The sequence below is a fragment of the Azospirillum argentinense genome (assembly GCF_000632475.1).
Taxonomy (GTDB): domain Bacteria; phylum Pseudomonadota; class Alphaproteobacteria; order Azospirillales; family Azospirillaceae; genus Azospirillum; species Azospirillum baldaniorum.
Map to the genome: position 1 here is coordinate 55,399 of NZ_CP007796.1, position 22,186 is coordinate 77,584.

2 protein-coding genes and 1 pseudogene are annotated in these 22,186 nt (G+C 74.5%); 2 read left to right on the forward strand and 1 reads right to left on the reverse strand.

What is annotated here, in order from left to right; all coding sequences use genetic code 11:
• Positions 1–63: 63 nt before the first annotated feature.
• Positions 64–3,861, forward strand: a pseudogene (locus ABAZ39_RS37785) (type I polyketide synthase); the annotation flags it as partial.
• An 86-nt stretch (positions 3,862–3,947) separates the two neighbouring features.
• Here the strand turns inward: ABAZ39_RS37785 and ABAZ39_RS36300 are convergent.
• On the reverse strand, positions 3,948–4,085 hold the full coding sequence (locus tag ABAZ39_RS36300) for a hypothetical protein (RefSeq protein WP_160174863.1): 138 nt from the start codon (positions 4,083–4,085) through the stop codon (positions 3,948–3,950).
• A gap of 134 nt (positions 4,086–4,219) precedes the next feature.
• On the opposite strand from ABAZ39_RS36300, the gene ABAZ39_RS35860 reads away from it, so the two are divergent.
• Positions 4,220–22,177: an SDR family NAD(P)-dependent oxidoreductase gene (locus ABAZ39_RS35860; protein WP_040137376.1), complete on the forward strand. Its 17,958-nt coding sequence runs from the start codon at positions 4,220–4,222 to the stop codon at positions 22,175–22,177.
• Positions 22,178–22,186 lie beyond the last annotated feature (9 nt).

The following is a 22,186-nucleotide window of genomic DNA, read 5'->3' on the forward strand; positions in this document are numbered from 1 at the left end:
TCCTCCCATGTCCTGCCCGACGATCCGAGCGACGGCAACGGTGACGGCGACGCCCGGCGCGACATGCTCGCCGGCCTGCTGGAGGAGCTGTCGGACGCCGCCGGACGCGATGTGGCGATCGTCGGGATCGCGGGCCGCTATCCCGGCGCGCCGACGCTGGAACGGTTCTGGGAGAGGCTGCGGCGCGGCGACAACTGCGTCACCGAGATTCCGCGCGACCGCTGGGACTGGCGCCGCGACTTCTCGGCCGACCGCCTGGGCGAGGGCGGCAGCTATTCGCGCTGGGGCGGCTTCCTCGACGGGGTGGACCGCTTCGACCCCCTGCTGTTCGGCCTGTCGCCGCGCGAGGCGGAGGTGATGGACCCGCAGGAGCGCCAGTTCCTGGAAACCGTGTGGATGGTGCTGGAGAACGCCGGCTACACCCGTGCGGCCCTGTCCGGGGCGGACTCGCGCGTCGGCGTGTTCGCCGGCGTGATGAACGGCCATTACGGCGCGCTCGGGCTGGAGGCGCAGTTCCGCGGCGCCGGGGGGGCTGGCTTCTCCGACCATCACGCCGTCGCCAACCGCGTCTCCTACTGCTTCGACTTCCGCGGCCCGAGCATCGCCGTGGACACCGCCTGCTCCTCGTCGCTGACCGCCATCCATCTCGCCTGCCAGAGTCTGCGGGCGGGCGAGTGCGACGCCGCCATCGCCGGCGGGGTGAACCTGATCCTGCATCCCAGCCATTACCGCCGGCTGTGCCGTCTGCGCATGCTGACGGCGGACGACCGCTGCAAGGCCTTCAGCGCCGACGCCGACGGCTTCGTCGACGGCGAAGGGGTGGGGGCCGTGCTGCTGAAGCCCCTGCCCCAGGCGATCGCGGACGGCGACCGCATCCACGGGGTGATCCTCGGCACCGCGATCAACGCGGGGGGCAAGACCGGCGGCTACACCGTGCCGAACCCGGCGGCGCAGGCCGGCCTGATCACGGCGGCGCTGGACGACGCCGGGATCGACCCGCGCAGCATCGGCTATGTGGAGGCGCACGGGACCGGGACCGCGCTGGGCGACCCGATCGAGATCGCGGCGCTGACCCGCGCCTGGCGCGGCTTCACCGGGGACACCGGCTTCTGCGCCATCGGGTCGGTCAAGTCCAACATCGGCCATCTGGAATCGGCGGCGGGCATCGCCGGGCTCACCAAGGTGCTGCTGCAGATGCGGCACGGCGAACTGGTGCCGACGCTGCACGCCGACACCCTGAACCCGAAGATGGACATCGCCCGGTCGCCCTTCGTCGTTCAGCGCCATCTCGCCTCCTGGCCTCTTCCGCAGCCGCCGGAGGGCGGGGACGCGGGGGTGGATCGGCGCCGCGCCGCGGTCAGCTCCTTCGGGGCCGGCGGGGCCAACGCCCACCTCGTGGTCGAGGAGTTTCCCGGATGGGACGGGGAGGGCGCGGTGCCGGGCGCGGCGGCCCTGGCCGGCACCCTCGGGATCGTCGTCCTGTCGGCGGCGACGGAGGACGCGCTGTCGCAGCACGCGCGCCGACTGCGCGATCATCTGGCGGACCCCGCCGCCACCAACGCCGCTCTCGATCCCGGCCTGCGTCTGGCGTCCCTGGCCTGGACCCTGCAGGTCGGGCGGGAGCCGCTGGAGCACCGCGTCGCCTTCGTCGCGGACTCGCTGGAGGAGGCCGTGGCGGCGCTGGAGCGTGTGGCGGCCGGGGAAAGCGCTTTGGACGCCGCCGTGGCGGGCCGGGGTGACGGCGAGCGCTGGGAGCTGGCCCGGCGCTGGGCCGGCGGGGCGGAGGTGGACTGGCGGGCGCTGGTTGCACCGTCCGACCGCCCGCCGCTGATCGACCTGCCGCATTATCCCTTCGCCCGGGAACGCCACTGGCTTCCGGCGGACCCGCTGGAAGCGGACTGGACGCCCGCCGCGGGCGCGCCGGGGCTGCGTCTCGATGCCCGCAGCCTCGATGGGCCGGAGCTGGTGTTCCGCTTGCGGCTGGACCCCGCCGAGCCATGGCTGGGCGACCACCAAGTGGGCGGGCGCGTCGCGCTGCCCGGCGTGGCGACCCTGGAGCTTGCGGTCGCCGCGATGGATGCGGCCTTCGGCCTGCACCCCCCGTTCCGGGTGTCGAACCTCGCATGGCTGCGGCTGCTGACCCTCTCCGGGCCGGACGACCTGTTCATCGGCCTGTCGCGCGCCGGAGAGGAGGCGGGCGTGCGGCTGCGCCTCTTCACCCGCCGGGGAGAGGAGACGGTCGATCACGCGGAAGCCTGGGTGACGGCTGGCCCGGCGGTTGGCCCAGCGGTTGGCGACGAGTCCGCGCAAGACCCCGACGCCCTGCGCGGGCGGGCCGGCACTCCGCTCGAAGGTGAAGCGCTCTACGAGCGGTTCGAGCGGGCCGGGATCGCCTACGGACCTTATTACCGCGCCCTGCGCCGGCTCTGGGTCGGCGAGGGCGAGACGCTCGCGGAGCTGGAGCAGCCGGACCTTGGCGGGCGGGGCGACCGGCTGGGCGTGCTGGACGGCGCCCTCCAGGCCATCGCCGGGCTGCTCGCCGCGGACCCGGACCGTTCCGGCGCACCTCCGCTGCTTCCCTTCGCGGTGGCCTCCGTCGACATCCTCGGCGCGCCGCCATCCCGCGCCTTCGCCCATGTCCGCCGCACCGGCGCCGACCGCTACACGGTCACCCTGCTGGACGAGGCGGGCCGGGTCAGCCTGCGACTGCAGGGGGTCGCGCTGCGGGAAGGGCACGACCCGCTGGACGGCCTGTTCTTCCAGCCCTGCTGGTCGGAGCATCAGCCGCGGGCGGCGGGCGATCGGCGGAAGGCCGTTCTGCTGGTCGCCCCGGCGGACGGCGGCCTCGACGCGGCGTTGGCCGAGGCGCTGGAGCGCCGGCTGGCCGGGCGCCGGGTCCTGCCCGTGGCGCCGGACGCCGCAGAAGCGCTTGGGGGGGCGCTCGTGGGAGCCGGGGAGATCGGCGAGATCCTGTTCGTGACCGCTTCCGATTCCGCCGCCGGCTTGGCCGACGGGCAGGAACGGGGCGTCCTGTCCCTGTTCCGGCTGTTCAAGGCGTTGGGCCGCCTGGGCTACGACGACCGGCCGCTCGGCGTCACGGTGATCACGCAGGGCGCGCACGCGCCGGGCTGGGCGCCGCCCGTGCATCCCGGCGGCGCGTCCGCCCGCGGGCTGGCGCTCTCGGTCGCGCGGGAGCGGCCGGCCTGGACGGTCGCCTGCCTCGACGCCGCCCCCGGAGACCCGGAGGCCGCCGCGGCCATCCTGGCCATCGCTCCGGACTCGGGCGACGACCTGATCCTGCGGCAGGGGCTGTGGTACCGGCGCTGGCTGGTGCCGGCGGCCCTGCCGCCCGCGCCCGGCGCGAAGGGACCGTTCCGGACGGGCGGGGTCTATCTGATCGTCGGCGGGGCCGGCGGGCTGGGCTTCGCGCTGAGCCGGCATCTGGCCGCCGTCCATGGCGCCCGGCTGGCCTGGATCGGACGGCGCCCGCTGGACGGGGCGATCCGCGAGCGGCTCGACGCCATCGCCGGGGCTGGGGGGAGCGCCGTCTACCTGTCCGCCGACGTGACCGACCCGGCGGCCATGGCGGCCGCGGTGCGGGAGACCCGGCGGCGGTTCGGGGCGATCCACGGCGCCGTCCATTCGGCCCTGGTGCTCGACGACCGGGCGCTGGACAGGCTGGACGAGGCGGCCCTCACCGCCGTCATGGCCGCCAAGGTCGCGGGCACGGCGGTGTTCTGCGACGCGCTGCGCGGCGAGCCGCTGGACTTCATGGCCTTCTTCTCGTCGGCCCAGTCCTTCGTCTGCGCGCGCGGGCAGAGCAACTACGCCGCCGGCAGCGTGTTTGCCGACACCCACGCCCGTGCCTTCGCCGCCGCCGCACCCTTCCCGGTGACCGTCGTCAACTGGGGCTACTGGGGCGAAACCGGCATCGTCGCGGGGGAGGACTACCGCCGCCGGCTGGCCGATCTCGGCGTCGGGTCGATTTCCGCGGCGGAGGGCATGGCCGCGGTCGAGCGCGCGCTGGCGCTCGGCGTGGCCCAGGTCGCCGCCGTCCGCCTGTCCGCGCGCGGCACCAGCGACATGGGCATCGACTCCGCGCAGCGCGCCACGCTGCGGCCCGCCAGCCTGCCGCCCGGCCCGGCCCGGAGCGCGCTGGCGGTGACGCCGGTGCCCATGTCCCGCCGCCGCCGCCGCCTGCTCCACGGCGATCCGGGCGGTGGAGGAGCTGACCGGCTGGACGCTGCTGCGCGCGATGCGCGACGCCGGCCTGTTCCGGCGGCCGGGCGACGCCGCGACGCGCGCGTCGCTGGCGGAACGGCTGGGCGTGGTGCCGCGGTTCGAGCGGCTGTTCGACGCGCTCCTCGACGCGCTGCGGCGTGCCGGATTCGTGACGGTCGCCGGGGAGGGGGCGGAGGCCGTCTATGCCGGCGCGCCCGGCCTGGACGAGCCGGGGCTGGCGGACCGGCTGGCCGGTCTCGACGCGCGGCGCGACGCCGCCGCCATCCGCCATCCCGAGGTCGCCGTCCATCTGTCGCTGCTGCGGGACTGCGCCCGCATCCTGACCGCGGTGCTGGCCGGACGCGCCGATCCCATGGGAGTGCTGTTCCCCGACGGTTCCATCGATGCGGTGGCCGGGATCTATCAGGGGAACGCCGTCGCCGATCACATGAACGGCGTCACCGCCGCGGTGATCGCCGCCTTCGTCCGCGCGCATCTGGACGCGGGCTTCGCCGGGCGGCTGCGGATTCTGGAGGTCGGGGCGGGCACGGGCGGCACATCGGCGGCGGTTCTGGCCGCCCTGTCGGGCCTGACCGACCGGATCAGCTACTGCTACACCGACATTTCTCCGGCCTTCCTCAACCACGCCCGCGCGCGTTTCGCCGGCTACGGGGAGGCGCTGGAGTTCCGCACCTTCGACCTGGAGCAGGAGCCCGAGGCGCAGGGGTTCGACGCGGATTCCTTCGACCTGATCGTGGGAACCAACGTCGTCCACGCCACCCGCCGCATCTCCGCCACCCTGCGCCGGCTGAAGCGGCTGCTGCGCCGCAACGGCCTGCTGGTGCTGAACGAGGCGGTCGAGCGCCGCGACTTCGCGACGGTCACCTTCGGCCAGACGACGGGCTGGTGGCTGTTCGAGGACGCCGGCTGCCGCCTTCCCGGCTCGCCGCTGCTGCCGGAGGGGGCCTGGAGGTCCCAGCTCGACCACGCCGGGTTCGCGGAAGTCACGGTGCTCGGAGCGCCGGACGCCGCCATCGCGGGAGACGCCGCAACCGATCCCGGAAGCCGGGTGCTGGCCGGCTGGAGCGACGGCGTGGTGCTGGCGCCGAGCAGCGGGGAGACCGGGAACGAGGCCGGCGCCCTGGCTGCGGCGCGCCCGGAGGAGAGGAGGGCGGACCCCGCTTCCGCCGCCCCAGTCTCCGCCCCCGGCGGCCTGGAGGACGCGGCGCGCGACCATGTCCGCGCGCATCTGGCGGCGGTTCTGAAGATCGCCCCCGGACGCATCCGCGACGACCAGACCTTCGACCGCTACGGGGTGGATTCCCTGGTGGTGATGGACGTCGGCAAGCGTCTGGAGCAGGATTTCGGCCGTCTTCCGTCCAGCCTCCTGTTCGAAACGAACACCGTTGCCGCGCTCGCCGCGCGCCTTCTGCACGACCACCCGGCGCGCTTCGCCGCCCTGCTGGCGCCGTCCCTGTCCGTCCCCGCCCCCCAGCCCGCGGCGGCGGAGCCGCCCGCCTCCCCGGCCGCCTCCCCGCCGGCCGCGGCGGCCCGCGACGAAGCCATCGCCGTCATCGGCATGGCCGGACGCTTTCCCGGCGCCGCCACTCCGGACGCGCTGTGGACCAACCTGGCGCAGGGCCGCAGCAGCACCCGCGAGGTTCCGCCCGAGCGCTGGCGCTGGCCGGATCATTTCGACCCCGACGCGACGGAGCCCGGAAAATCCTACACGCGGTGGGGCGGGTTCCTCGACGATGCCGACCGGTTCGACGCCCGCTTCTTCGGGATTTCCCCGCGCGAGGCGGCGCGGATGGACCCGCAGGAGCGGCTGTTCCTGGAAACCGTCTGGTCGCTTCTGGAGGACGCCGGCTGCACATCCGTCGCCCTCGACGCGGTGGAGCGCCGCGCCGGCGTGTTCGTCGGCGTCATGAACACGCATTACGGCCTCCTCGGCGCGGAAGCCTTCGTCCACCGCCCGGCTGCGGCAGGAGGAGCCGCCGACGCGCTGTCGGCCCACTGGTCGGTGGCCAACCGCGTCTCCTACACCCTCGATCTCCAGGGGCCGAGCATGGCGGTGGACACCGCCTGCTCCTCGTCGCTGACCGCGGTCCACCTCGCCTGCGAAAGCCTGCGCCGCGGCGAATGCGCGGTCGCCGTGGCGGGCGGGGTGAACCTGATCCTGCACCCGCTGCACTACATCCGAATGTCGGCGATGAACATGCTGTCGCGCGGCGACCGCTGCCACAGCTTCGGCGCCGCCGCGGACGGGTTCGTGGACGGCGAGGGGGTCGGGGCGGTGCTGCTGAAGCCGCTGTCCCGCGCGCTGGCCGACGGCGACCGGATCGACGCCGTGATCCTCGGGTCTGCGGTCAACGCGGGGGGGCGGACCAGCGGCTTCACGGTGCCCAGCCCCAACGCCCAGGCCCGGCTGGTGGCCGACGCGCTGGAGCATGCCGGCGTCGATCCGGCGACGGTCGGCTATCTGGAGGCCCACGGCACCGGAACGGTGCTGGGCGACCCGATCGAGGTTGCCGCGCTGACGCGCGCCTTCGCCCGCGGCGGGGACCGTTCCGCGCCCTGTGCGCTGGGCTCGCTCAAGTCGAACATCGGCCATCTGGAATCGGCGGCGGGGGTGGCCGGCCTGATCAAGGTCGTGCTGATGATGAGGCACGGCCTGCTGGTCCCCACGCTGAACGCCGAGCCGGTCAATCCCAGGATCGATTTCGCCGGATCGCCCTTCGCCCTTCAGACGCGGCTCGAACCCTGGCGGCGGCCCGATGCGGGGGACGGCGCCGCGGCGCCGCGCCGCGCCGGCATCAGCTCATTCGGGGCCGGGGGCGCCAACGCCCATCTGGTGGTCGAGGAGCCGCCCGAGGCCGCGGCATCGCCCGCCCTAGCCGCCGGACCGCATCTCATCCCCCTGTCCGCCCCCTCCGCCGACCGGATTCCGGCCATGGCGGCGGCCCTGGCCGCCCGCCTGCGCGAAACGCCGGTCCCCGATTTGGCCAACGTCGCGTTCACCCTGCAATGCGGCCGCAACGCGCTGGATTCACGGCTGGTCGTCCTTGCCGACAGCCTGGACGGCCTGTGCCGCAAGCTGGAGGAGATCGCCGCCGGGCGCCCGGTGGCGGATCTCGTCACCGGCGACGCGGGCGCCGCCGAGCCGCAACGCGGCGAGGACGCCCGGCGCCTGCAGGCCCGCATCGACACGGCGCTGGCGTCCGGCGATCTGGCGGTGCTGGCGCGGGCATGGGCGGACGGTGCCGCGGTGGACTGGCGCCGGCTGCCGGCCAACCGGGGGCGACGCCCGCTCTCCCTGCCGGGGCAGAGATTCGCCGGGGAGCGCCATTGGATCCGCCTTCCTCGCCCGGCGGAAGCCGGGCTGGCGGCGCTGCATCCGCTGGTTCATCGCAACATGTCGGGCTTCGGCGGGCTGAGCTTCGCCGCGACGCTGGCCGCGGGCACCTCGCTGCTGCGCGACCATCGCATCCACGGCACCGTCGTGCTTCCCGGCGCGGCCTGCCTGGAGATGATCCGCGCCGCCTGCGCCCTGGCCGGACGCCGCGCGCGGCACATCCGGTCGGTGGTCTGGCCGGAACCGCTCGTCCTGGAGACCGCCGGACGCGCGGTCGCGCTGTCCCTGACCCGGACAGGGGCCGGGACCGCCACCCTGGCCGAGCTGGCGTCGCACGACGCGGCGGGGCGGCGGCGCGTTCACGGGCGGGCCGAACTCCCGGACGCCGCCGAAGCGCCCGGCTCCACCCCGCTTGCGGTGGCGGCCGTCGCCGCGGCGTGTCCCACCGTGCTGACGGCGGAGGACTTCTACGACCGGCTCGACCGACAGGGGCTGACCTGCGGCCCGTCTTACCGGACGGTCGAATCCGTGCATCTGGGGGAGGGCGAGCTTCTGGCACGCCTGCGCCTCGCCGAGGATGCGCCCGCGGCGGACATTTCGGCGGACGTTCCAGCGGGCTTCCCGGCGGGCGGCGAAGGGGTGGAGTTGCATCCGGCTCTGCTGGACGGGGCGTTGCAGTGCGTCGTTCCGCTGATCACCGCCGACGCGGGTGGCCTTCCGGTGCCCGCCGGGATCGGATCGCTCGTCTGGAGCGGTCCGCTGCCGGCCCGCGCGCTGGTGCATGTCCGGCGGCGGGCGGCGAGCGGAGCGGGGGTGTGGTCCTTCGACCTGACGCTGGCCGACGCCGATGGCCGCCCGGTGGCTGCGATCGACGGTTTCGAATTGCGGGCCGCCGCCGGTGCGGGGGCCGCCGATGCGGAGGCCGTAGCCGCTCCGGACTCGACCCTGTTCTTCACGCCGGTCTGGCGTCCGGCCGCTCCGGCTCCCGCCGCCGGCGCACCGTCGGGCGGCCTGCTGGTGCTCGTCCCCTCGGCCGCCGCCGCGGGGCGGCTCCTGCCGGCGGCGGTGGATCTGTCCGATCCCGCGGCGGTCGCCGCCGCCCTCGCCGGCCTGCGCGAAGGCGGGACCGGCCCGCGGACCATCCTGATCCTCGACGACGCGCCGGAGCGTCTGCCCGATCACCGCGCGTGCCGCCGCCACATCGACGGCGTGCTGAAGCCGCTGGCCGCGCTGTGCCGGGACCTGATGCAGGGGGGAGGCGCCGGACCCGTGCGCCTCGTCTTCGCCTTCCCGACGGTGGCGGAGGATGGGCTGCCGCCGCTGCCCTCGGCCTTCGCGGCCTTCGGCAAATGCCTTGCCGCCGAGGACGATCGTTTCAGCGTCCGCACCGTGGCGGTGGCCGGCCCGTCGCCGGATCTCCTCGGCATCGCCCTGGCCGAGGCCGCCGCCGCCGGTGGCGGCAGCGATCTGGTGCTGCGGCGGGACGGCGGCCGCTGGCTGCGCGGCTGGTCCGAAGGGGAACCCGGCGCGGGTGGCGTGCCGCTCAAGCGCGGCGGCGTGTATGTGGTGACCGGCGGCCTCGGCGGGGCCGGCCGCATTCTGGTCGGGCATCTGGCGCGGGACTGGTCCGCGACCGTGGTGGTGGCGGGACGCTCGCCGCTGGACGCGGAGCGCCGGGCCGTGATCGACGGGCTGGCCGGGGGCTCCGGAACGGTGGTCTACCATCAGGCCGATGTGGCGGACCCGGCCCAGGCGGAGGCGCTGTGCACGCGGACGCGCCGGGAGTTCGGGCGCATCGACGGGGTGGTGCACGCCGCAGGCGTCACACGCGATGGGCTGCTGCTGCGCAAGCCGGACGCGGCCATAGACGAGGTCTTGGCCCCGAAACTGCTGGGGGCCGTCAATCTGGACGCGGCGACGCGCGGCGACGCGCTCGATGTCTTCGCCCTGTTCGGTTCCTTCGTGGTGGTGGCCGGGAACGCGGGGCAGAGCGACTACGCCTACGCCAACAGCGCTCTCGACCATTTCGCCGCGGCGCGCGACCTGAGCCGCCGCCGCGGTGAGCGGTCCGGAGTCAGCGTATCCTTCGGCTGGCCAGAGTGGGAGGAGGGGGGCATGACCCCCAGCGCGGCCCTGCGGGACCGGCTGGCCCGGACCATCGGCCTGCGGCCCATCGGCGGGGAGGCCGCCATGGCCGCCTTCGCCCGGGGTCTGGCGGACGGGCATCCGCAACTGGTCGTCGCCGCCGGGGATGCCGGGCGCATCCGCGCCGCCTGGAGGCAGCGCGAGGAGGAACCGGGTGGGGCCGGCTCCGTCCCGCCGCCGCGGCCCGTCGCCGCCGCCGCCGCCGCGATGGCCGCCGCGATGGCCCGCGACCCCGCCCGCTCCGAGTTCGCCCGCTCCGGGTTCGTCCAACCCGATCCCACCGGCGCAGCGCGGCGCGCGGCGCTGGCCGAGGCGCTGCTGACCGAGCGGCTGTCCGCCGAACTGGACCTGCCCGTCGAGCGGAACGAGCCGCTGGATCGGCTGGGGCTCGATTCCGTGATGATCATGAACGTGACGCGCACGCTGGAGCGGAGCCTCGGTCCGCTGCCGAAGACCCTGTTCTTCGAGCACCAGACGGTCGCGCAGATTTCGGCGTGGCTGGCCGAGCATTGCGCCGGCGCGCTGGACGAAGCGGCGGCTCCGCCGCTCCCCGATCCGGTCCCGGCGGAGGTTGCGGCCCCCGCCGCCACTTCCGCCGGGACCGGAGTCGGCGGGGCCGCCGCAACGACCGACATCGCCATCATCGGAATCAGCGGGCGTTACCCGCAGGCCCCCGACCTCGACCGCTTCTGGGCCAACCTGCGCGACGGCGTGGATTCGATCGTCGAGATCCCGGCCGACCGCTGGAACCACGCGCCCTTGTCCACGTCCGGCCGGCACGAACTGGGCAAAAGCTATGCCCGCTGGGGCGGCTTCCTCGACGGGATCGACCGGTTCGACGCGGAGTTCTTCAACATCGGCGCCCGCGAGGCCGAGGTGCTCGACCCGCAGGAGCGGCTGTTCATGGAAACCGCGTGGCACGCGGTGGAGAACGCCGGCTACGCCCCCGGCAGCCTCGCGGGGCGCCGCATCGGCGTCTATGTCGGGGTCATGTACGGGCAGTACCAGTTGATGACCGGCGGGCGTCCTGGCCCGGACGGCAGCACGCCCGGCTCGTCCTACGCCTCCATCGCCAACCGCGTGTCCTACCTGCTCGACGTCCGCGGTCCGAGCCTCGCGGTGGACACCATGTGCTCCTCCTCGCTGACGGCGCTCCACCTCGCGGTCGGCGCGCTGCGCCGGGGCGAGACCGAGATGGCCCTGGTCGGCGGCGTCAACCTGAGCCCGCACCCGCACAAGTTCCTGCTGCTGAGCCAGGGGCAGTTCGCCTCGTCCGACGGGCGGTGCCGCAGTTTCGGCGAGGGCGGCGACGGCTATGTTCCGGGCGAGGGCATCGGGGCCGTGCTGCTGAAGCCGCTCGCCCGCGCCGTCGCCGACGGCGACACCGTGCACGCCGTGATCAAGGCCTGCACCATCAACCACGGCGGCCGGACCACCGGCTACACCGTGCCGACCCCGCGCGCCCAGGCCGAGGTGATCCGGGCGGCGCTCGACGAGGCCGGCTGGTCGCCCGACACGCTGGATGTCGTCGAGGCCCACGGCACCGGCACCGCGCTCGGCGATCCCATCGAGATCGCCGGGCTGCGCATGGCCTTCGCCGGAGCGGAGGCGCCGCCCGCCGGCTGGTCGGTGGGGTCGCTGAAGAGCAACATCGGCCATCTGGAATCCGCGGCGGGGATCGCCGGGCTCACGAAACTGATCCTGCAGCTCCGTCACCGCACGCTGGTGCCGTCGCTCCACGCCGGGCGGCTCAACCCCAACGTGGACTGGACGGACGGGCGTTTCCGGGTGCAGCGGTCGCTGGCCCCGTGGGCGCCCCCGCAGGGACCCGGCGGGCCGCGCCCGCGCCGGGCGGGGCTCAGCTCCTTCGGCGCCGGAGGCAGCAACGCCCATGTCCTGGTGGAGGAGCATGTCGATCCGCGGCCCCGGCGGAATGCGGCGGGCGAGGGCGGCGGAAGCGAGCTGATCCTGCTGTCGGCGCGCTCCCCCGACCGGCTGCGCGCCGCCGCCCGGGCGTTGCTGGACACGGTAACGGACCGGCCGCCGGGCACGCTGGCCGACGTGGCTCATACGCTCCGGGTCGGGCGGGACAGCCTGCCGGAGCGGTTGGCCATTGTCGCCGACGGTTTCGAAACGCTCGCAGAACGGCTGCGCGGCTGGCTCGACGGCGCCGGGCCGGTGCCGGGCGTCCATGCCGGACGGCGGGGCCGCGATGCCGCTCCCGCGACGGGGCGGTCGCCGGACGAGCTGGCCGCCGCCTGGGTGGCCGGCGGGGCCTTGCCCGCCGCCGACACGGCCGGGTTGCGGCGCGTGCCGTTGCCGGGAACGCCGTTCCAGCGGCGGCGCTACTGGATTGGTCCGGCGCTCGACGCCGATGCCGCGGGTCCGGCCGGAACGGCGGCCGCCGCCCCTGCGCCTGCCCCGGCGGCCACCCCGGCGGCCACCCCGGCGACCGTCACGTTCGAGCCGGTGTGGCGGGCGGAGCCGGCTGGCGACGCGGCGACCCCGGATGGCGGCCTGCTGCTGATCGACGGAACCGGCGCCTTCGCGGACGTCGCGCGCGTCTGGCCGGGCGGTCCGGAGGCGGTGACCCGGGTCGAGCACCCCGCGGCGCTGGATCCGGCCGGGGCGTTGCCCAGGCGCATCCTGTTCGCGGTGCCCGACGCCCCGTCGCCGGACACGGCGGCGGATTTGGAAGGTGACCTCCGACACGGCTTCCGGGCGGTGCTGTCGCTGGTTCAGGCGTTGCTGCGGCCGCCTTCCGGCGGGGCCATCGAATTCATTTATCTCTACCGCGAGGCGACCGCGACCGCGACCGGGGCCGCGTCCCGTCCCGCCCATGCCGCCATGGCGGCCTTCCTGCGCACCGTCCAGCGGGAGGAACCCCGCTTCCGCGGCAAGGTGGTGGTCCTGGGCGCGGATGCGGGCGCCGATGCCGGGGCGCCGGTGGAGTCGCTGGTGCGGGAATTCGGCAGCGGCGGCTGGGGAGGCACGGTGCGCCTCGACGGCAGCAGGCGCCACGTGGCCGGTTACCGGCCCTTCGCGGTGGCCGGCGGCGACTCCCTTCCGATCCGCCGTGGTGCGGTTTGTCTGGTGACCGGCGGCGCGCGGGGGCTGGGGCGCATCGTTGCCGGAATGCTGGCCCGCCGGCTTGCCGCGCGGCTGGTGCTGACCGGGCGTTCGGAGCCGGACGCCGACGCGCAAGCCGCGTTCCAGCGCTGGCGCGAGGCCGGAGCCGAGGTGGTCTACGTCCGCGGCGACATGGGAGACCCTGCCGACGTCGCCCGCGTCGTCGCCGAGGCCCGCGCGCGGTTCGGCGGTCTCAACGCGGTGATCCACAGCGCCGGCCTGACGCGCGACGGTCTGGTGCTCGGCAAGACGGCGGCGGACATCGACGCCGTGTTCGGTCCGAAGCTCAACGGCACCCTCCTTCTCGACGCCGCGACGCGAGACGACGATCTGGACGCCTTCGTCACCTTCTCCTCGGTCGCCGCGGTCTTCGGGAACGCCGGGCAATCCGACTACGCCTTCGCCAACGGCTTCATGGACCACGCCATGGAGGTGCGGGAGTCCCTGCGCCACGGCGGGCGGCGGCGGGGGCTTTCCCTGTCCATCGGCTGGCCGCTCTGGCGGGAGGGTGGGATGCGGGTCGACGAGGCCCTGCAGACGCGCGCCCTGAACCGTCTGGGGCTCGATCCGCTGGAGACGGCGGACGGTCTGGCCGCGCTGGAGGGCGCGCTTCGCTCCGGGCGCAGCCGCGTCGTGGTGCTGCGTGGTGATCCCGGCCGCTGCCGCGCCCTGTTCGAGGAGGGCGCGGCGCCCGACGCACTGCCCGCCGCCGCACCGGTCCCTCGGGGCGACGCCGAGGCCGCCGCCCTGGCGCTGCTGTCGGACCTGATGGTCCGGGTCGCGCGCGTCGAACCGGATGCCCTCGATCCCGACACCCCGTTTGGCGATTACGGTTTCGATTCCATCGTGATCAGCCACCTCACGGCGGAGCTGGAGGACCGGCTGGGTCCCCTGTCCAAGACGCTGTTCCTGCAACACCCGACCCTGCGCGAGGTCGCCCGCCATCTGGGCGAGCGGCACGCGGCGGCCCTGCTGGGGAGCGCGGGGGTGGAGCCGGACGGGCCACCCGCCGCGGTCCCGGCCCAGGTCCCGGCCCAGGCCCAGGCGCGGCCGGCGGCCGTGGCCGGTCCCATCGCCACCGGTCCCATCGCCATCGTCGGCCTGGACGGGCGTTTCCCCGGCGCGGCCACCCCCGACGAGCTGTGGGACGTCCTGGCCGAGGGCCGCACCGTCACCGGTCCGGTTCCTCCGGACCGCTGGACCGTGCCCGACGACGTGTATTGCGCCACCGGCGGGTTCCTCGACGGGGTGGACCGGTTCGACACCGTGTTTTTCGGCATCACCGCGCTGGAAGCGAAATGGACCAGCCCGGAAGAGCGGCTGATGCTGGAGACGGTGTGGCGGGCCTTCGAGAACGGCGGCATCCGTCCGGGCCGGCTGCGCGGCCGTCCAGTCGGCGTCTTCATGGGGATGACCACCAACACCTACCCGCTGCTGGGTGGCAGCGACCCCTCGCTCGACGGCGCGCATTTCCGTCTGGCGAACCGCGTCTCGCAGATCTTCGATTTCGCCGGCCCCAGCGTCACGCTGGACACCGCCTGCTCCTCGTCCCTGGTGGCGCTGCACACCGCCTGCCAGAGCCTGCGCAGCGGCGACTGCGAGGTCGCGGTGGTGGGCGGCGTGAACCTCTACCTGCACCCGTCCAAGTACCGCAACCTGTGCCGCGGGCGGCTGCTGGCGACGCAGGGCGGCCGCGGCCTCTACGCGGAGGGGGGCGACGGGTTCGTTCCGGGCGAGGCGGTCGGGGCGGTGGTCCTCAAGCCGCTGGAGGCGGCCCGCGCCGACGGCGACATCATCCACGGCGTCATCGTCGGATCGGCCGCCGCCCACAAGGGGAAGGGCAGCGGCGCCCTGCTGCCGTCCCCGGCGGCGCACGCGGCGCTGATCGGCCGGGCGCTGGCCCAGGCCGGGCTCCAGGCCGCCGACATCGGCTGCGTCGAGGTGCAGGCCGGCGGGGCGTCGCTGCCGGACCAGGCGGAATGGGAGGCCATCCGGACGGTGTTCGCCGGGTCCTCCGGCCGTCACGCGGTCAGTTCGGTGAAACCCAACACCGGGCACGCCGAGGCCGCCTCCGGCATGGTGCAGCTCACCAAGCTGCTGCTGGAGATGCGGCATGGCCGCTTCGTTCCGGTGATGGCGGCGGAGCGCATCGACCCGTCCATCGACCTTGCCGCCTCGCCCTTCTTCCTGCCCGGGCGCCTGACGCCCTGGACCGTCCGCGATGGCGAGCGGCGGCGGGCCGGGATCAACAGCTTCGGCTCCGGCGGCATGGAAGCCCACGTCATCGTCGAGGAGGCCGATCCCGCCGACCGGCGGGCGTCCGGTGGTGACGCGGGTCCGGAACTGGTGGTGGTTTCGGCGAAGACCGAGGCGGCGCTCGCCCGGCGGCTGTCCCAGCTCCGCTCCGTCGCCGCCGCGCCGCCGGACGGCATGGCGCTGTCCGACCTCGCCCACACCCTGCGGGTGGGGCGGGAGGCGTTCTCCTGGCGCTTCGCCTGCGTCGTTCCGGACGTCCCGGCGCTGCTGCGGGTCCTCGACGCGGCGCTGGCCGGGGAGGAGCCCGCGGGCCGCTGGGTCCGGGGGCGGGCGCGGTCCGTCGCCGGCGGGCACGGCGCCGACGCGCAGGCGGTCGCCGCCCATTGGGTGGCGGGGGGCGCCGTCGACTGGGAGTCCCCGGCCCTGCGCGGAACCGGACGGCGGATCGTCCTGCCGGCCTATCCCTTCGAGCCGCGGCGCTGCTGGATCACCGATGGAGAGGGGGCCGCCGAGGGAGCCGCGGAGAGGAATGTGGAGAGCAACGTGATGACGGAAGCGAAGCCCGCCGCGGCGGCAGGAACGGCGGCAGCAACAACGGCCGCAACGGCGGAGTCCGGCGGCGTGGTGTCGGGCTATTACGGGCGGCTGGTCGATACCTTCGCGCCCGGCGACGGCGGGGCCGACGAGTTCCTGACCATGGTGCCGCTGCCGAGGCCGGAACCGGGCTTCTCCTGGCTGCTGACCTTCGCCGAGCCGGAACGGAACGCGGCGTACAAGGCGATGGCCCAGCGCCGCCAGGAGGAGATGCGCGCGGTCCTGTTCGACGGCGTTCCCTTCGCGTCGGTCCGGCGTGTCCTCGACATCGGCTGCGGCCTCGGCTCCGACCTGATCCGTCTGGCGCGCCGCCATCCCCACGTCGCCGGGGACGGGTTCAACATCACGCCCGAGCAGGTGGCGCTGTGCCGGCGCCGGGTGCAGGCGAACGGAGTGGACGGTCGCGTCCGCATCCATCACGCCGACAGCACCCGCGACCCGTTCCCCGGCACCTATGATCTGGTGATCGCGGTCGAGGTGCTGACCCACATCCGGGACAAGGCGGCGGTGTTCGCCAACGTCGCGGGCCATCTGGCGGACGGCGGCCAATTCGTCGTCGCCGACGTGGTCGCCAACACGGTGGCCCCGGTCGACCTGCCCGGCATCGGCCAGTTCACCAGCACCCAGCGCCAGTTCGCCGGGCTGCTGGCGGAGCAGGGGCTGCGGCTGTCGCGGGCGGTGGACGTCAGCGCGCAGATCGCCAACTTCCTCGACGACCCCGACTTCGAGGCCAACCTCGCCCGTCTGCACGCCGCCTTCCCCGCCCTGCGCGAGGGGGAGGCGATCCACCGCGGCTGGCACAATTTCGGCCGGGCGCTGCGCCTCGGCCTCTTCCGATACCTGTTGCTGACCGCCGTCCGGGCACCGTCCGGACGCGCGGCCGGGGACCTCGCGACGGACAACCTGAACGCCATGGAAGGCAGCGTGCCCTACGAAGACGTGCCTGTTCCGGCCCCCGCGGCCCCCGCGGCCTCTGCCGGCGCCGCCACCCCCCCGGTCGATCCCGAAGCGTCGCCGCAGGCCGTCCTGGCCGCCCTCACCGGCATCGCCTGCGGCCTGCTGGAAATGCGGCCCGACGAGATCGACCCCGACGCGCGCTTCGCCGACTTCGGCGTGGACTCGCTGCAGGGCCTGCGCATCCTCGACGCCGTGAACCGGCGGTTCGGGCTGGAGCTGGGGGTCCGGTCGCTCTACGACCATTCCAGCCTCAGCGACCTCGCCCGTTTCATCGCCGTCCAGCACCCCGAGGCGGTGCCCGGGCCTGCCGTGGCGGCGGAGCCGCCCGCCGCGCCGGCTCCCGCTGCTCCGGTGACACCGGTTCTGGCGGCCCCGGTTCCGGCAACCCCGGTTCCAGCGGTCGCGGCCCCGACGGACGGCCAGCGTTCGTCCGCCATCGCGGTGATCGGCATGGCCGGCCGCTTCCCGGGCGCCGACGACGTCGAGAGCTTCTGGGAAAACCTGCGCGACGGGGTCGACGCGGTTTCGGAGATCCCGCCGGACCGCTGGAGCCTCGACGGGTTCTACGACCCCGAACCCGGACAGCCGGACCGCAGCTATTGCAAATGGGGCGGCTTCCTGCGGGGCGTCGACCGGTTCGATCCGGCCTTCTTCCGCATCGCGCCGGTCGAGGCGGCGGTCATGGACCCGCAGCACCGCCTGTTCCTGGAAAGCTGCTGGAACGCGCTGGAGGACGCCGGCTACGCCGGGAAGGCGCTGGACGGGCAGCGCTGCGGCGTGACCGTCGGGGCGCTCGCCAGCGGCTACCAGGACATCCTGCGCAGCCGGGCCGGCCAGCGCTTCGACGCCCGCGTCATGCTGGGCAACGCCGGGTCGATCCTCGCCAGCCGGATCGCCTATTTCCTGAACCTGAAGGGGGCGGCGCTCGCCATCGACACCTCCTGCTCGTCGTCGCTGGTGGCGCTTCACCTGGCCTGCCGCAGCCTGCTGGACGGCGATGCCGACCTGATGCTGGCGGGCGGCATCACGCTCTACCTGACCGAAGCCCCCTACCTGATGATGAGCCACGCCGGCATGCTGTCGCCGACGGGCCGCTGCCGCAGCTTCGACGCCGACGCCGACGGCATCGTGCCGGGCGAGGCGGTGGGCGTCCTGGTGCTCAAGCGCCTGGACCGCGCGCTGGCCGACGGCGACCACATCCACGGCGTCATCCGCGGCACCGCCGTCAACCAGGACGGCCGGACCAACGGCATCACCGCGCCCAGCGCCGAATCGCAGGCCGCGCTGATGCTGGAGCTGTACCGCCGCGAGGGGATCGATGCGGATGCGATCTCCTACGTCGAAACCCACGGCACCGGGACGCCGCTCGGCGATCCGGTGGAGATCGCGGGGCTCGGCGAAGCCTTCCGCGCCTTCACCGCGCGGCGCGGCTACTGTGCCATCGGGTCGGTGAAGACCAACCTCGGCCACAGTTCGGCGGCGGCCGGGGTGGTCGGGGTGATCAAGACGCTGCTGGCGCTGAAGCACCGTCAGATCCCGCCCTCCCTGCATTTCGGGACCGGCAACCGGCACATCGATTTCGCTGGAAGCCCCTTCTTCGTGAACACCCGGCTGCGCCCCTGGGACAGCCCGTCGGACCGGCCGCGGCTGGCCGCGGTCAGCTCCTTCGGCTTCAGCGGCACCAACGCCCATGCGGTGATCGAGGAGTTCGTCGATCCCCGGCCGGCCGCCGGCTCGACCGGCCCCGGCCCCGCGCCGCAGATTGTGCCGCAGGTGGTGGTGCTGTCGGCCCGCAGCCCCGAGCAGCTGGAGGCCGCGGCGGAGCAACTCGCCGACGCCCTGGAACGGCGGCGGCGCGAGGGCGCGCTTCCCGCCATCGGCGACATCGCCTTCACCTGCGCGACCGGGCGTGCCCTGTTCGCGGAACGGCTGGCGGTGCTGGCGGGCGACACCGGAGCCCTGATCGACGCGCTCCGCGCGGCGGTGCGCGGGGAGCACCGTCCGGAGACGGTTTTCCGCGGCCGCGCGGCGCCGGGGACGGGCCGGATTCCGGCGGACAGCCCGCCGGCCGAGGCGGCGCGGCTCTGGGTGTCCGGGGCGGAGAGCGCCGGCTGGCCCTGGGGGACCGGGCGCCGCGTGCCGCTGCCGACCTATCCCTTCGCCCGCCAGCGCTGCTGGGTCGGCGATGCCGTCGCGGCACCGGTCCCTGCGGACCGCGCGTCGCCGTCGTCCGCCGCGCCTGCCCTTCCGGCCGCCGCCGAACCGGTGGACCACCGGACGCGGGATCTCGACGGGTTCTTCCATGTGCCGGCCTGGGTGCCCGATCCCGCCGCGGCCCTTGCGCCGTCCGCCGCGCCGTCCGCCGGACCGTCTGCCGGGCCTGGCCTGACCCTGGTGGTCTGCCCGGCGAACATGCCGGAACTGGTGGATATCGTGCGCTCCTGGTACCCGCGCGACGTGCTGGTGGCGGCGTTCCCCGGCGGGCGGACCGGGCGCCGCGACGCCCGGACCTATGGGCTGGGGGCCGCCGATGCCGCCGCCTGGAGCGAGGTGATCGGGCGGATCGCCGCCGACGAAGGGGCGCTGCCGCAGCGCGTCTGCTTCCTCGCCGGTCTGGTGTCGGGAACGCCCGGTCTCGAACCGCCGGCCCTGGAACGGGCGACGGAGACCGGCGTGGCGTCGCTGTTCCACCTGATCAAGGCGTTGATCGCCAAGGGTGCCCTGGCGGGCGGCGGCCCGGCGCTCGCCGAGTTGCGGATCGCCACCAACGGCGTGCACCGGGTTCTGCCCGACGACCGCATCGTGCCTCACTTCGCCGGGTTGCACGGTTTCGCCAAGTGCCTCGCCAAGGAGCATCCCGGCCTGTCGGTGAGCTGCATCGACGTCGGGGCTGACGGGACCTGGGCCGACCGGCTGGCGCCCCTGCCGGCCGAGCCCCGCATCGTGCTGGGCGAGGACATCGCATTCCGGGCGGGCCGGCGCTACCGCCGGACGCTGCGCGCCGCGCGGCTGGACGCGACGGAGACCTCGGGCTTCGTGGAGGGCGGGGTCTATCTGGTGGTCGGCGGGGCCGGCGGCATCGGGTTGCCCTTCGTGCGCCATCTCTGCACCCGCTACCGCGCCCGCGTCGCGGTCGTCGGGCGGAGCGAGCCGGACGACGCCCGGCGCCGCGCCTTCGCCGACATGGAGGCCGCCGGAGGGCAGCTGCTGTACATCCGCGCCGACGCCACCGATCCCGCGGCGATGGCCCGCTCGGTCGCCCGCACCAGGGAGCGCTTCGGTCGCATCGACGGCGCCGTCCACTCCGCGCTGGTGGTGTCGCGCGAGCCTGTGGCGGCCATGGACGAGCGGTCGTTCCGCGCGGTGCTGGACTCCAAGGCCGCGGTCGCGGTCGCCCTGTGGGAGGCGCTGCGCGACGACCCGCCGGGCCTGCTGATGATCTTCTCGTCCGGGCAGTCCTTCGCCGGTCTGGAGGGGCGCGCCCACTACGCCGCGGGCTGCACCTTCAAGGACGCCTACGCGCACGCCCTGCGCCAGCGCGCAGGCGTGCCGGTGCGCATCGTCAACTGGGGCTTCTGGGACGTCAACGACGTGGCGGAGGACAGCCGGCGCCGCATGGCGCGCCAGGGCATCGCCTTCATGACGCCGGAGGACGGCGTCGCCACCATCGAGCGCATCGCCGCGCACCGGGCGGAACAGGTGATGTGCGTGCAGCTCGACGATGCCGGCATGCGCACGCTGGGCATCGACACCGGGCGCCGGGTGGTTCCGCTGCCCGAGACGCGTCCCTCCTGCATCGCGGAGGCGGCGGCGGGCGGCGGCGGGGTCGCTCCGGAGGTCGTCCGGCGCACCCAGCGGCAGTCCGACGCGCTGGAGGAGCTGACCCGCCTGCTGGTCCTGGACGCCTTCCGGACGATGGGCTTGTTCACCCGGCCGGGCGACAGCCATGAATTGGCCGGGCTGGGCGCCCGGCTGGGCGTCCTGCCGAAGTTCGGACGCCTGCTGGACGGGCTGCTCGGGATGCTGCGCCGCTGCGGCTTCGTCACGGTCGCCGGCGGGCGGGCGACCGCCGCCGCGACCGTGGGCGAGCCGGCGACGGTGGAGGCGCTGGCCCGGTTGCACACGCCGGACGACCGGCTGGCCGAGCGTTTCCCGGACTACGAATCGCAGGCGCGGCTGGCCTTGATCTGCGGGCGGAACCTGGCGGACATCCTGTGCGGACGGGTCCAGGCCGCGGAGATCATGTTCCCCAGTTCCGGCCCGTCGCTGATGCAGGGCGTCTACCGCGGCAACGCGGTGTCCGACTACTTCAACAGCCTCACCCGCGAGGTGGTCGCGTCGCAGGTGCTGGCGCTTCTGCCGCGGCTCGCTCCCGGCGAGAAGATCCGCATCCTGGAGGTGGGGGCCGGCACCGGCAGCACCTCCGCCCACGTGCTGGCCGGGTTGAAGCCCTGGGCGGACCGGGTCGTCTACACCTACACCGACCTGTCCAAGGCGTTCCTGCTGTTCGGGCGCAAGGAGTTCGGCGCCGACTACCCGTTCGTGGAGTATAGCCTGCTCGACATCGAGAAGCCGGTGGCCGGGCAGGGGCTGGCGGTCGGCGGCTACGACATCGTGCTGGCGGCCAACGTTCTGCACGCGACCCGCGACATCCGCAGGACGCTGCGGCAGGCCAAGTCGCTGCTGTCCACCCGCGGCTGGCTGGTGCTGTACGAGATGGTCCGCAACCAGGACGTCATGCTGCTGACCTTCGGCCTGCTGGACGGCTGGTGGCTGTACGAGGACGAGCAGGAGCGGCTGGAGCTGTCGCCCCTGCTGGGCCTCGCGGAATGGCGGCGCATCCTGCACGAGGAGGGGTTCGGCGTCACCCGGCCCTTCGGCACCGACATCGCGGCGGACGGCCAGCCCTACGGCATGGTGATGGTGGCCGAAAGCGACGGGTTCGTCACGGTGCCCAGCGCGACGGCGGCGGCGGTTGCCCCGGCAGCGGTCGTTGCGGCTCCGGTCCCGGCCCCGGCCCCCGTGGCGGTTGCCCCGGCGTTCGGGCCGGCGCCCGTTGCGGCGCCCGTTGCGGCCCCCGCGGCGGCCGATCCCGACCTGAGGCGGCGGGCGCTGGCCTGCATCCGGTCCGTGCTGCAATTCCAGGAGACCGACTTCAACGAGGACCTTCCTTTCCTGGAGATGGGCGTGGACTCGATCCTCTCGGTCGATCTGGTCAACGCGCTGAACGACGGCCTCGGCATCCAGCTCCGCGCCACCGACCTGTTCAACTTCGCCACGCCCCGCCTGCTGTGCGACCACATCGCCGGCCTTCCGGCGGGCCGTCCGGAGCCGGCGGCGGCACGGAGCCCGGATCACCCGGCGCCGGCCGGGCCTGAAGCGGCGTCCCTGGCGCCGTTCCCGGGGGAACCCCAGGCGATGCCCGAGGCGGCGGCGGACGACCAGGATCTGCTCCTCCTGCTGGAGGATCTCGGGCAGGGGACGGCGCCGGACGGGCGGCGCGAACCGGCAATCGCATGACAGGCATCG

Excerpts from the sequence above, each read along its gene's own strand:
- ABAZ39_RS36300 (WP_160174863.1), bottom strand. The coding sequence starts at position 4,085 with ATGTCGCTGGTGCCGCGCGCGGACAGGCGGACGGCGGCGACCTGGGCC.